This is a genomic window from Pseudomonas sp. NFACC10-1 (genome assembly GCF_900119195.1).
GTDB lineage: Bacteria > Pseudomonadota > Gammaproteobacteria > Pseudomonadales > Pseudomonadaceae > Aquipseudomonas > Aquipseudomonas cerasi.
In genome coordinates this window covers 610,695-623,604 of record NZ_FPJB01000003.1, presented here as the reverse complement: position 1 = coordinate 623,604, position 12,910 = coordinate 610,695, and the positions used below count along the sequence as shown (strand labels likewise).

6 protein-coding genes, 2 tRNA genes and 1 pseudogene are annotated in these 12,910 nt (G+C 58.7%); 7 read left to right on the top strand and 2 right to left on the bottom strand.

Annotation, left to right across the window (positions count from 1 at the left end; all coding sequences use genetic code 11):
• Positions 1-437 precede the first annotated feature (437 nt).
• From BT119_RS11525 to BT119_RS11515, 3 genes are all read left to right on the top strand, one after another.
• The gene (locus BT119_RS11525) at positions 438-1,763 is read left to right on the top strand and encodes an OprD family porin (RefSeq protein WP_072365714.1); all 1,326 of its coding nucleotides are present in this window, start codon (positions 438-440) and stop codon (positions 1,761-1,763) included.
• 171 nt (positions 1,764-1,934) lie between these two features.
• The gene (locus BT119_RS11520) at positions 1,935-3,650 is read left to right on the top strand and encodes a proline--tRNA ligase (protein WP_072365712.1); all 1,716 of its coding nucleotides are present in this window, start codon (positions 1,935-1,937) and stop codon (positions 3,648-3,650) included.
• A 65-nt stretch (positions 3,651-3,715) separates the two neighbouring features.
• On the top strand, positions 3,716-4,672 hold the full coding sequence (locus tag BT119_RS11515; RefSeq protein WP_003433321.1) for a hypothetical protein: 957 nt from the start codon (positions 3,716-3,718) through the stop codon (positions 4,670-4,672).
• 48 nt (positions 4,673-4,720) lie between these two features.
• Here BT119_RS11515 and dinB read toward each other — a convergent pair whose 3' ends face one another.
• The gene (dinB, locus tag BT119_RS11510; protein WP_003364753.1) at positions 4,721-5,782 is read right to left on the bottom strand and encodes a DNA polymerase IV; all 1,062 of its coding nucleotides are present in this window, start codon (positions 5,780-5,782) and stop codon (positions 4,721-4,723) included.
• Between the two features lie 261 nt (positions 5,783-6,043).
• Here dinB and BT119_RS11505 point away from each other — a divergent pair.
• The 4 genes and pseudogenes from BT119_RS11505 to BT119_RS11485 all read left to right on the top strand — a co-directional run bounded on the left by BT119_RS11505 (position 6,044) and on the right by BT119_RS11485 (position 10,822).
• Positions 6,044-6,120, top strand: a tRNA-Met gene (locus BT119_RS11505).
• Positions 6,121-6,419: 299 nt separating this feature from the next.
• A tRNA-Met gene (locus BT119_RS11495) sits at positions 6,420-6,496 on the top strand.
• A 374-nt stretch (positions 6,497-6,870) separates the two neighbouring features.
• Positions 6,871-9,488, top strand: a pseudogene (mprF, locus tag BT119_RS11490) (bifunctional lysylphosphatidylglycerol flippase/synthetase MprF).
• Positions 9,488-10,822, top strand: a complete 1,335-nt coding sequence (locus BT119_RS11485; RefSeq protein ID WP_072365709.1) for a virulence factor family protein — start codon at positions 9,488-9,490, stop codon at positions 10,820-10,822. Before mprF ends, BT119_RS11485 begins: the two are co-directional and overlap by 1 nt.
• 86 nt (positions 10,823-10,908) lie before the next feature.
• On the opposite strand, the gene BT119_RS11480 is transcribed toward BT119_RS11485, so the two are convergent.
• A complete protein-coding gene (locus BT119_RS11480; protein ID WP_003433327.1) occupies positions 10,909-12,804 on the bottom strand; it encodes a potassium transporter Kup in 1,896 nt (631 codons plus the stop codon).
• Between the last annotated feature and the right edge of the window lie 106 nt (positions 12,805-12,910).

Genomic DNA, 12,910 nt, shown 5'->3' with positions numbered 1-12,910 from the left:
AGAAAAGCCAGTGGTATTTTCAAAAAATAAAAATAGTCATTTAAAACAGCTAGATGGAGCAAAAAAGCGATCTTGATTCTGATTTTTCACAAAATTTTTTCATTTTCGGAAACTTTGTGCACGCTTGTTGCTTTATCACCCATATGATCACGACACCCCTGGCGGAAAACAGGGGTGACAGCATCAAGGGAAACAAGGCTTGCGACCCTGAGGGACGCCGTGACGGACCGCACTTTGATCGATCCGACAATGTGCAGAATGCCACTACAGGCTAGCTCGGCTGCGCGTCGTAAAGATTCTGAAAGGATAAGGCTGTAGCTATAGCAACCCAAGTCAGCGTGATATAGATTCCGCCGACAAAAATAGAAAGAGCCGCCCAGATAAAAAAACAGGTGGGACGGCAGACAAATCTTCTAAAAACCAAAGGAGCAATCACGATGAGAGTGATGAAGTGGAGCGCAATCGCACTGGCCGTTACGGCAGCCAGCGCCCAAATGGCAACAGCCGCACCTTTCGTCAGCGATCAGGCTGATGCCAAGGGCTTTGTGGAAGGCAGCACGCTTGACCTGAAGTTGCGCAATTACTATTTCAACCGTGACAACAAAAACGGCAGTAGTGATTTGAGGGACTGGACCCAAGGTCTCTGGGCGAATTTCAGCACCGGTTACACTCAAGGCACGGTCGGTGTTGGAGCTGAAGCTTTTGGCTATTTCGGCATGCAGCTCTGGGCTCCGGACGCATACTCGGGTTCCACTAACCTGGCATTCAACCGTACTACCGGCGAAAACGAAAACTCCCTTGGCAAGCTCGGCGGCGCCGTCAAGTTCCGCATCTCGAAAACAGAGCTGAAAATTGGCGACATGCAGCCCACTAGTCCTGTATTCGCAGTTGGCGGCTCTCGCTTGCTTCCGCAAACAGCAAGTGGTTTGAGCTTGCAAAGTAGTGAAATCGCTGGCCTCGATCTCGAAGCTGGCCACTTCTACTCCGGCACCAGCCAGAACGACACAAGCCATGACGGCGGAATTTTTGCCAACTATGCTGGCGTTGAGTCCAATAGCGCGGACTTCGCTGGCGGCAAATATGCAATCACCGACAGTTTGGGCGTTGCATTCTATGCGGCCAAGCTGGAAGACATTTGGGATCAATACTACGGTAACGTGAACTACGCCCTGCCACTGGGTGGAGATCAGTCTCTGGCATTTGATGCGAATATCTATCGCACCGTTGACGAAGGCAGCGCCAAAGCCGGCTCGATCAGCAACACCGCATTCTCCGGTTCCGCAGCTTACTCGTTCCTTGCTGCCCATACCGTGACCCTGGCGTTCCAGAAGATCAACGGTGACACCCCGTTCGACTACATCGGTATCGGTGACAACAACCGCGGTGGCGACTCGATCTTCCTGAACAACTCGATCCAGTACTCCGACTTCAACGGCCCGGGTGAAAAATCCTGGCAGGTCCGCTATGACCTGAACATGACTCCTTACGGCGTTCCAGGCCTGAGCTTCATGACCCGCTACATCAAGGGTACTGACATCGACGGCACCAAAACACCTACCGGCAGCGCTTATGCTGGCCTATACGGTGCAGACGGCGAGCACCACGAAACCAACCTTGAAGCCAAATACGTCGTACAGACTGGCCCAGCCAAAGACCTGTCCTTCCGTATGCGTCAAGCATGGCACCGCGCCAACGCCGACCAGGGCGAAGGCGACGTCAACGAGTTCCGCCTGATTGTCGATTACCCGATCTCGATCCTGTAATCACCACTCAGCACTCGTTAATAGAAGAAGCCCGGCACATGCCGGGCTTTTTCATGCTCCCATCAAAGCGCTCTGACGCCACCTGCAAGCCAGCCCCGCCCTGTACGCGACCGGCACACCGCCGTACAATGCCAGGTCATTTCCTGTCTCAGCAACCGACAACGGCCAACCATGCGCACCAGTCAATTTTTGCTCGCCACACAGAAAGAAACCCCTTCCGATGCGGTCGTGGTCAGCCATCAGCTGATGCTGCGCGCCGGCATGATCCGCAAGTTAGCATCCGGTCTTTACACCTGGCTGCCCATGGGCCTGCGCGTGCTGCGCAAGGTCGAAGCCATTGTTCGTGAAGAAATGGACGCCGCAGGCGCACTCGAAATCTTGATGCCCGGCATTCAACCCGCAGAGCTGTGGCAGGAATCCGGACGCTGGGAGCAGTATGGCCCGGAGCTGATGCGTCTGGTCGACCGCCACAACCGTGAGTTCTGCCTGGGCCCGACCCACGAAGAAGTCATCACCGATCTGGCACGCAATGAGCTCAACAGCTATAAACAGCTGCCAATCAATCTGTACCAGATCCAGACCAAATTCCGTGACGAGATCCGCCCACGCTTCGGCCTGATGCGTGGACGCGAGTTCGTCATGAAAGACGCTTACTCGTTCCACGCCGATCACGAATCGCTGCAGGTCACCTACGACCGCATGCATCTGGCGTACAGCAACATCTTCACCCGCCTGGGCCTCAAATTCCGCCCGGTCGAAGCGGATAACGGCTCGATTGGTGGCGCAGGCTCGCACGAATTCCACGTACTGGCCGAATCCGGCGAAGACGATATCGTGTTCAGCGATGGCTCCGATTACGCAGCCAACATCGAAAAAGCCGAAGCGGTGCCTCGCGAAAAGACTCGTCCGGCCGCTACTGAAGAATTGCGTCTGATCGACACTCCAAACGCCAAAACCATCGCCCAACTGGTCGAGGGTTTCGGTCTGCCCATCGAGAAAACCGTCAAGACTCTGGTGGTCCATGCGGCCGAAGAAGGCAAGCTGATCGCCCTGATCATCCGCGGCGATCACGAGCTCAATGAAATCAAGGCCAGCCAGCTGGAACAGGTCGCCAGCCCGCTGGTCATGGCGTCCGAAGCCGAACTGCGCGACTCCATCGGCGCAGGCGCGGGCTCGCTGGGCCCATTGAACCTGCCACTGCCGTGCATCATCGACCGCTCTGTCGAGCTGATGAGCGACTTCAGCGTGGGTGCCAACATCGACGACAAGCACTACTTCGGCGTCAACTGGGAGCGCGATCTGCCGGTGCCGACCGTCGCCGACCTGCGTAACGTGGTTGCGGGCGATCCAAGCCCGGATGGCAAAGGCACGCTGGAAATCAAGCGCGGCATCGAAGTGGGTCACATCTTTCAGCTGGGCACCAAGTACAGCGAAGCGATGAAGTGCCAGGTGCTGGGTGAGAACGGCAAGCCGGTCAATCTGGCGATGGGTTGCTACGGCATCGGTGTTTCCCGGGTGGTGGCGGCTGCCATCGAACAGAACAGCGACGAAAACGGCATCATCTGGAACGACACCCTCGCACCGTTCCAGATTGCGCTGGTTCCGCTGCGCTACGAGACAGACGCCGTTCGTGAAGCGACGGACAAACTGTACGCCGACCTGACGGCTGCCGGTTTTGAAGTATTGCTCGACGACCGCGACAAGAAGACCAGCCCAGGCATCAAGTTCGCCGACATGGAACTGATCGGTATCCCGCACCGCATCGTGGTGAGCGACCGAGGCCTGGCCGAAGGCAATCTGGAATACAAGAGCCGTACCGAATCGCAACCGCAAGCCATTGCAGTCGCGGACGTGCTGTCGTTCATCCAGGGCAAAGTGAACCGCTGAGTCAAAAGGCGCACCTGTTAGCAGGTGCGCCGCTCTTCACTCGCCCAATCCGCATCAGAGATCCCATGCTCAAACGAAGCACCCTAAGCCTCGGCAGCGCCGTTCTGTGCGGCTCATTTCTCGTCGGCGGCTGTGCCAACCAGCTCTCTCAGCGCAGCGAGCACGAGGAGCGAGTTGAACGCAAACTGCTCGAACATACCCTGCAAGTCGATATCGGCGAACCCAAGACACTGGAGTTGCCGCAACGCCGCGTGCGGATTCACGAGCACAAATCGTTCGAGGTCACCGACTTTGAAGTCACTCGACACTATGACCGCTACACGCCTTACCAACCGTGGCGGGAGGTCTACGAGATCCCGCTCGGCGCGATAGCGGTTGTCGCAGGTGTCGGGGCCAACGTGGTCAACGTGTTTGCGCTGGGCAATTTGCCGGAAAGCATGACCAAGGACTGGATTCACTATGGCGTGGCAGGTCTGAACCCGTTCATGAATGCCCCGTCCCACGGTCGCGCCGAGCAGAATCTGGCGAGCATCGACGAGGTTCAGAAGGACAAGCGGATCGAGAACTCCACCCTGCCCTGGAATGAACGCCCGGTGATGGTCAAGGCTGGCAATGAAACTCACGAAATGAGCACTGACCGCAACGGCATCCTGCGCCTGAACCTGCTGGACAGCCCGTTTGCGGAACAGGACCTGAGCCGCATCACGCGCATCTATATCAATGTCGAAGACGATCAGGACAGCGCGCACGCGAACGCCAGTTTGCCAATCAGCCATTCGCTACGCGGCAAGTTGCTGGAGGCGCACGCCCTGATCTACGACGACCTGGAAGATGACGAGGTCAGCCAATGGGTGCATCGCGTCAAACGTCTTTCTGACATGGGGCTGGAAGAAGAAGCCAGCGAGCTGGAACAGAGCCTGATCGAACTGACGCGCAACGATCCGCAGTTGCAGGGTGAGTTTCTCAAGTCTCTCGCCAGAGACGCTGGCCGTCTGGTCGCCGTTCCTGCCCAGAGTCAGTAGCAAGAGCCCGTAACATGAAAGGCCGCGGCGTATAACCGCGGCCAGTCATTATCGAGAGAACAATTCCAGTTGCTCATGGGCTGCACGCAGATCGTGCAAACGTACGCCTATGCCCAGCAAGCGGACCGGCTTGCCACCACGGGCGAACGCCTGAGCCAGCAACTGTTCATAGCTGCCCAGATCCCTGCCGGCTCCGGACTGCTCCAGAGTCGTCTGCGTAAAGTCGTGAAACTTCACTTTGACGAACGGCTTGCCGGGCCGGTACTGCCCTTCCATTCTGGCCATGCGGCCACTCAACGTTTCCAGCAGGTCCGGCAGCTTTTCCAGGCAGGCCGCCAGATCGGGCAGATCCGTGTCGTAGGTATTTTCAACGCTGACTGACTGACGTCGGCTGTCATTCTGCACGGGGCGGTCATCGATCCCGTGCGCCAGACTCCAGAGGCGCTCGCCAAAGCTGCCGAATTCCCGGACCAGCGCGAGCTTGCTGCGGCTTCGCAGGTCGGCGCAGTCGACGATACCCAGCCGGCCGAGCTTGTCTGCGGTGACTTTTCCGACGCCGTGAAGCTTGGTGACCGGCAAGGAAGCAACGAAATCCTCGACCTGATCCGGTGTGATGACGAACAACCCGTTGGGCTTTTTCCAGTCGCTGGCGATCTTGGCGAGAAACTTGTTGGGCGCAACGCCCGCCGACACGGTGATGTGCAACTGATTCGAGACCCTGCGACGGATGTCCTGCGCGATGCGTGTGGCACTGCCGGAAAAATGCCCGGCCTCGGACACATCCAGAAAGGCCTCATCCAGAGACAACGGCTCTATAAGGTCGGTGTAATCGCGAAAGATCGTGTGGATTTCCCGCGATGCTTCTTTATAAGCATCCATGCGCGGCTTGACGATGGTCAGGTCCGGGCAGAGTTTGAGCGCATGCCGGGACGACATGGCCGAACGCACCCCATAGGCGCGCGCCTCGTAATTACAGGTCGCAATCACCCCGCGCCGCTCCGCAGAGCCGCCTACCGCCAGCGGCTTGCCAGCGAGGTCGGGCTCGTCACGCATTTCAATGGCTGCATAAAAGCAGTCACAGTCGATGTGGATGATTTTGCGCTGCGTCATGACCTGATGGGATTTTGCAATCAATGGCCGCGCAGTATCTCATTCGTACCGCCAAGTAACATCCAATGATGCGAAAGGCCGCCATGAAAAGTAGTCAAAAGCCCATCACGCATGACCGAAAAAGCCGCAAAGCCCCGTCATGCAAGCGCCGATGCCGTGCAGACCGATCATTTGGATCCGCTAAGCATTTGAAGAAAAAGCACTTTTTTAAAACTAACCATTGACACCTCGCCATCTCTCTGTAGAATGCCGCCACACAGACGCGGGATGGAGCAGTCTGGTAGCTCGTCGGGCTCATAACCCGAAGGTCGTCGGTTCAAATCCGGCTCCCGCAACCAAACATCAAGAAAGGCTACTCGAAAGAGTGGCCTTTTTTGTGCGCGCCTGAAAAGCACCCTTCCAAGGCCTGGACATGGACCACGCCTCGCGCAGATATAGATCGCTCCCGGCGACCTGCGGCAAATCCTGACCAAAGGCCTTACGTTTTCCTGATAATGCCCCACGCAAGCGCGCAGCCCTGAAAACTGCGCATCCGAACCCAATCGTGCAAAATCTGCACAATCTGCTACTCATTTGCAGGCTTTCCGGATTAAGGGTTGACACATCGGCGTTCGGCTGTAGAATGCCGCCACACAGACGCGGGATGGAGCAGTCTGGTAGCTCGTCGGGCTCATAACCCGAAGGTCGTCGGTTCAAATCCGGCTCCCGCAACCAAACATCAAGAAAGGCTACTCGAAAGAGTGGCCTTTTTTGTTTCCGGTAAAAAAGCAGTGCGGGCAACGGCTAACTGTCTGACAAAAAAGACTATTTCCAAAGCCCTTTGAAACCCTATCATCACATCTGTAACGTAATGCGTGCATTTACGACAGTTTTTGCGTGCGCTGCCGATAGGTGTTACTAAGCTGAATCACGACTGAACCGTAGCTGAACAGCATCACCCGGCTCGATTCGCTATTCGCTCGTTAGACGTTGACGCGCTAACATCCTGAAATATTTTCTGCGTAGGGATTGGTAACTTGGCTGCATACCTCCATCCTGTCGCGCACGATCCAAGGAGTGATTGATGCGCGACAACATGTCCGATTCCAATGAAACCATTGATGCAGAGCAACCCATCAGCCCACCGCGCCATAACTGGCGGGAGCTGCTGAGCAAATACCGACAGCCCATCGGGCTGGCAGTGATGCTGCTGTTGTTCAGCCTGGCCCTTATAGCCTGCCGCCACATGCTGGTCGAAATGGACTGGTATGCGCTGCACGACTCGCTGTTCGCAGTCCCCCTGCCCGCCTTGGGCGGTGCGCTGCTCGCGGCAATCGTCGGCTATATCATCCTGATGGGCTATGAACTGTCGGCCAGTCGCTATGCCAATGTCGACCTGCCCATCAAGACGCTGCTTCTCGGTGGCTTCACCTCATTTGCCATCGGCAATGCGGTCGGCCTGTCGATGCTGTCCGGTGGCTCGGTGCGCTACAGGCTTTATTCACGCCACGGCGTAGGCGCAATCGAAATTGCCCGCATGACCGTGTTCGCCAGCCTGTCACTGGGTTGTGCGCTGCCGCCGCTGGCTGCACTGGCCACGTTGAGCAACCTGTCAGGCGCGTCACTGGCACTCAAGCTTCCCGTCGACGTGCTGGCTGTCGTCGCCACAGCAGTTTTGATCGGCAGCCTGCTGCTGGCGGTGTTTGTCTACCGTCGCCGCCTGCCGGAACAGGACATCCCGCACAATATTCTGGTTCGTCTCGGTCGTCGTACCTTGCGCCTGCCGGATTTGAAGCTGACGCTGATCCAGCTGGTGATCACCGCGCTGGATGTCGCCGCCGCAGCGATGGTCCTGTACCTCCTGCTGCCGCACGCGCCGCCGCTGGGTGCATTCATCCTTATCTATCTGCTGGCCCTCGCTGCTGGCGTACTCAGCCATGTGCCTGGCGGCGTCGGTGTGTTCGAAGCGATTCTGCTCGCAGCCTTTGCCAACGAACTGGGTGCCGCCCCGCTCGCCGCTGCGCTGCTGCTGTACCGCCTGATCTACGTGATCCTGCCGCTGCTGCTGGCCTGTCTTACCCTGCTGTTTACCGAAGCCCAACGCCTGCTGCCGACCCGGCAGGCCATGCGCGTCGCCTCAGGGCTGGCGGCACCGATTCTGGCACTACTGGTTTTCTTGTCGGGGGTGGTGCTGCTCTTCTCTGGTGCCACCCCTGAAATCGATACCCGTCTGGAAAACGTCGGCTTCATGATCCCGCATCGACTGATCGATGCATCGCACTTCGGGGCCAGTCTTGTCGGCGTACTGTGCCTGCTGCTTGCCCAGGGCCTGCGTCGGCGACTGTCGGCCGCATGGATGCTGACTTCTATTTTGCTGCTGGTCGGTGCAGTGCTGTCGATACTCAAAGGCTTCGACTGGGAAGAAGCCAGCATGCTGCTGCTGACCGCCTGCCTGCTGCTGACCTTCCGCCGTTCGTTCTACCGTCCAAGCCGCCTGCTGGAGCTGCCGTTCTCGCCGGTCTACCTGATTGCCAGCATTTGTGTGGTCGGTGCCTCGATCTGGCTGCTGCTGTTCGCCTATCAGGACGTGCCCTACAGTCACCAGTTGTGGTGGCAGTTCACCCTCGATGCAGACGCCCCGCGCGGCCTGCGTTCGGCGCTGGGCAGCGCAGTACTGCTGGTGGTGGTTTCGCTGACCTGGTTGCTGCGTACTGCCAGGCCAGTCATCAAGCTGCCCGACGCAGCAGATCTGGACAAGGCAGCCGAGATCCTCAAGGCATCCAAACAGCCGGATGGCGGCCTGGTGCTGACCGGCGACAAGGCGATCCTGTTTCATCCGACCGGCAATGCATTCCTGATGTACTCGCATCGCGGCCGCAGTCTGGTAGCGCTTTACGATCCGATCGGCCCTACACAGCAGCGTGCCGAGCTGATCTGGCAATTCCGCGATCTGTGCGACGTGCACCATGCACGTCCGGTGTTCTACCAGGTACGTGCAGAAAACCTGCCGTTCTACATGGACATCGGTCTCACCGCCATCAAGCTGGGTGAAGAAGCGCGCGTCGACCTGCGGCGCTTCGACATCGACGCCAAGGGCAAGGAGATGAAGGACCTGCGTTACACCTGGAACCGGGGTGGCCGCGACGGTCTTTCGCTGGAAATCTACGAACCGGGCCAGGCGCCGATCGACGAGCTGAAAGTGATTTCAGACGCCTGGCTGACGGGCAAGAATGTCCGTGAAAAAGGCTTCTCCCTGGGCCGCTTCAGCACCGAGTACCTAAAGTACTTTCGCATTGCCATCGTGCACTTTCAGGGCAAGCCGGTCGCGTTCTCCAACCTGCTGGAAACCACCAGCCCGGAACTGGCCAGCCTTGACCTGATGCGCTCTCACCCGGATGCGCCCAAGCTGACCATGGAGTTCATGATGGTCGGCCTGATTCTGCATTACAAAGCCCAGGGCTACGCGCGCTTCAGCCTGGGCATGGTGCCTTTGTCGGGTCTGCAGCCACGACGCGGTGCACCCATCACCCAGCGTCTGGGTTCGATGATCTTCCGCCGTGGCGAACAGCTGTACAACTTCCAGGGGCTGCGTCGCTTCAAGGACAAGTTCCAGCCTGACTGGGAACCTCGTTATATGGCCGTGCCTGCCGGACTTGATCCGCTCGTGGCACTGGCTGACACCGCCGCCCTGATTGCGGGCGGCCTGACTGGATTGGTGAAACGCTGATGATTCGACGCTCCTGGCGCCTTTTGCTCGCAGCTCTGGTAATTGTTCTTTTAATCGTAGCGCTGGGAGTCTGGGTCTGGACCCGCCCCGCACCGCCCGCATCACTGGAACACTCGAACCTTGACGGTGGCGCGCCGCTGACCAGCGTAACACCGGCCACCAGCATCAAGACCCGTATCGCACTGGCCGTTACCGCTGAAGACATGTTGACCGACAAGCAATTGCTGGCGATGAGCAAGGATGCGTCAGCACGCATCATTCAGGTGGTCTTGCCCAAGGACGACTGCGTCCTGCAGCAGAAGACCTTCCAGGACGCTCTGGCGAAGCTCGACGGCCCGGCAAAGGTCGTCGGTGGCATAGGCCCTGGTGCAACGCTGGCCTGGCGCTGGCTGGCCGGACAGACCGATGACAAGGCGCAGGCCATTTCCGTAGGTTTTGCGCTTGAACATGCCTCGAACCCGCCGCCTGTTGTGGAAGAGGACGAAAAGCCACCACAGATCTGTGACGTGCCACTGCCACAAAAGGCTGAGCACGGGCACTGGCTGGCCGCCTGGAATGACGCGCCGGATGATCCGAGCGCAGCGTTCGTGCGCGACCAGACCAACGCCGACACCAGCATCAGCGACTACGACATTCCGCTGCCTCAGGTGCTCAATACCGAACTTCGTCATCTGCTGCTCGGCGAGAATGACAGCGGCGGACTGGGCATACCAACGGTCGAAGTCCCGGCCAGCCAGCCTTCTGACACGGTGACGCTGTTCATGTCCGGTGACGGCGGATGGCGCGACCTGGACAAGGTCGTGGCTGGCGACATGGCCAAGATGGGCTACCCGGTGGTCGGCATCGATGTGCTGCGCTACTACTGGGAACACAAGACGCCGGAACAGACCGCCGTCGACCTCACCGACCTGATGAACCACTACCGTCAGAAATGGGGCACCAAGCGCTTCATTCTGGCTGGCTACTCGTTCGGTGCGGACGTTATGCCAGCCATCTACAATCGCCTGGCCGTAGACGATCAGAACCGGGTTGACGCAATCATTCTGCTGGCCTTCGCGCGCACTGGAAGCTTCGAGATTCACGTTGACGGCTGGCTCGGTAACGCAGGCAAGGAAGCCACCACCGGACAGGAAATGGCCAAGCTGCCAGCCGCCAAGGTGTTCTGCGTTTACGGCGTAGAAGAGAAGAAAGACAGCGGTTGCACCGACACCACCGCCGTTGGCGAAGCGGTTCAGTTACCAGGCGGTCATCACTTCGATGAAGACTACCCGGCACTGGCCAAACGTCTGATCGACGCGATCAACAAGCGTCAGGGCAAGACTACCGCTCAGTAACGCTGCAGTCTGCGACCCAAAAAAATCCCGGCACCGTGAGGTTGCCGGGATTTTTTATCTGCGCTGCCGGACAACCCGGCCAACGTTTACATCTCCACTTGCGTACCCAGCTCGATCACCCGGTTGAACGGCAGCTTGAAGAAGCGCAGGTTGCCGTTGGCGTTCTTGAGCATGAAGGCGAACAACGCTTCACGCCAACGCGCCATGCCATCCATCTTGGACGGGATCACCGTCTCGCGGCTGAGGAAGTACGTGGTGCGCATCGGACTGAAGTCCAGCTCCGGCAAGTGACACAGGGCCAGTGCAGCCGGTACATCGGGCTCATCGATAAAGCCGAAGTGCAGGATCACCCGATAGAAGCCTTCGCCATAGGATTCCACTTCGAAACGCTGAGCGGACGGCACACGCGGCGAATCTTCATACACCACCGTCAACAGCACCACTTGCTCGTGCAACACCTGGTTGTGCAGCATATTGTGCAACAGCGCATGGGGCACGGCATCCGAACGCGCCGTCAGGAACACTGCCGTGCCCTGCACCCGATGCGGCGGCTGAACGCGAATACTGCCGATGAAGATCGGCAATGGCAGGCCGCCCTCGTCGATTCGCTCCGCGAGCAATTGCTTGCCGCGCTTCCAGGTGGTCATGAGAATAAACAGCACCGCACCCGCCAGCACCGGGAAGGCCCCGCCCTGGAAGATCTTCGGCACGTTGGCCGCGAAGAACAGACCGTCCACCAGCAGCAGGCAGATCAGCAATGGAACGGCCAGCAATGGCGGCCATTTCCAGAGCATCAGCATGACGGTCGACACCAGAATGGTGGTGCAGAGCATGGTCCCGGTCACCGCCACGCCGTAGGCAGACGCCAGCGCGCCAGACGATTCGAAGCCGATCACCAGCAGAATCACGCCCGCCATCAGCGCCCAGTTGACGGCACCGATATAGATCTGGCCTTGCGCGTCGCTGGAGGTGTGCTGGATGTGCATGCGCGGAATGTAGCCCAACTGGATTGCCTGCAGCGTCATCGAGAAGGCGCCGGAGATCACCGCTTGCGAGGCAATGATGGTTGCCATCGTCGACAGACCGATCAGTGGCAGCAGCGCCCAGCCCGGCGCCAGCAGGTAGAACGGGTTACGAACCGTTTCAGGATTGCCCAGCACCAGCGCACCCTGACCGAAATAGTTGAGCAGCAACGCAGGCAGCACGAGGATGAACCAGGCACGTGAAATCGGCTTGCGGCCAAAGTGCCCCATGTCGGCATACAGCGCCTCGGCCCCCGTCAGGGCGAGCACTACAGCACCCAGAATGGCCACACCAATGCCCGGATGGATGATGAAGAAATTCACACCCCATGCCGGATTGACCGCTTTCAGCACTTCCGGCGACTGCATGATGCCATAGACACCCAGCGCACCGAGCACCAGAAACCAGGTCACCATCACCGGGCCGAACAGCACGCCGATGCGCGCGGTGCCATGACGCTGAATCAGAAACAGGCCCACCAGCACCACCAGCGCCATAGGCACGATCCAGTGATCGAGGCCATCGAACGCCAGTTCAAGCCCTTCCATCGCCGACAACACCGAAACTGCCGGGGTGATCATGCTGTCACCGTAGAACAATGCGGCGCCGAACAGTCCGAACACCACCATCATCATTTGCAGGCGGGGATGCTTGGCCGACGCACGCCGCGCCAGGGCCATCAGCGCCATGATGCCGCCCTCGCCCTGGTTATCGGCACGCAGGACGAACGCCATGTATTTGAAGGAAACCACCCAGATCAGCGACCAGAAGATCAGCGACAGTACCCCGAGAATCGCATCATGGGTCACTTCCACGCCGTACCCCCCCTGAAACACCTCCTTGAGGGTGTACAGCGGACTGGTACCGATGTCGCCGTAAACCACCCCGACTGCGGCGATCAGCAGTCCGATGGGCTTGGCAGCGCCTCCGGCCTCCGCATGACTGTTTGCTTGACTCATCCACTACTCCCGGAAACCAGACATGAGGTTCAACACTGAGAACATCACAAGGCGTAACAATTCAGATTCAGCCAGACATTGACATGCCTCGGCGCGATGGCGCGAA

Bases quoted from the DNA above. Each gene is read 5' to 3' on its own strand.
- dinB (WP_003364753.1), bottom strand. From the start codon at position 5,782: ATGACGCAGCGCAAAATCATCCACATCGACTGTGACTGCTTTTATGCA.
- BT119_RS11480 (WP_003433327.1), bottom strand. From the start codon at position 12,804: ATGAGTCAAGCAAACAGTCATGCGGAGGCCGGAGGCGCTGCCAAGCCC.
- BT119_RS11485 (WP_072365709.1), top strand. From the start codon at position 9,488: ATGATTCGACGCTCCTGGCGCCTTTTGCTCGCAGCTCTGGTAATTGTT.
- BT119_RS11525 (WP_072365714.1), top strand. From the start codon at position 438: ATGAGAGTGATGAAGTGGAGCGCAATCGCACTGGCCGTTACGGCAGCC.
- BT119_RS11520 (WP_072365712.1), top strand. From the start codon at position 1,935: ATGCGCACCAGTCAATTTTTGCTCGCCACACAGAAAGAAACCCCTTCC.
- BT119_RS11515 (WP_003433321.1), top strand. From the start codon at position 3,716: ATGCTCAAACGAAGCACCCTAAGCCTCGGCAGCGCCGTTCTGTGCGGC.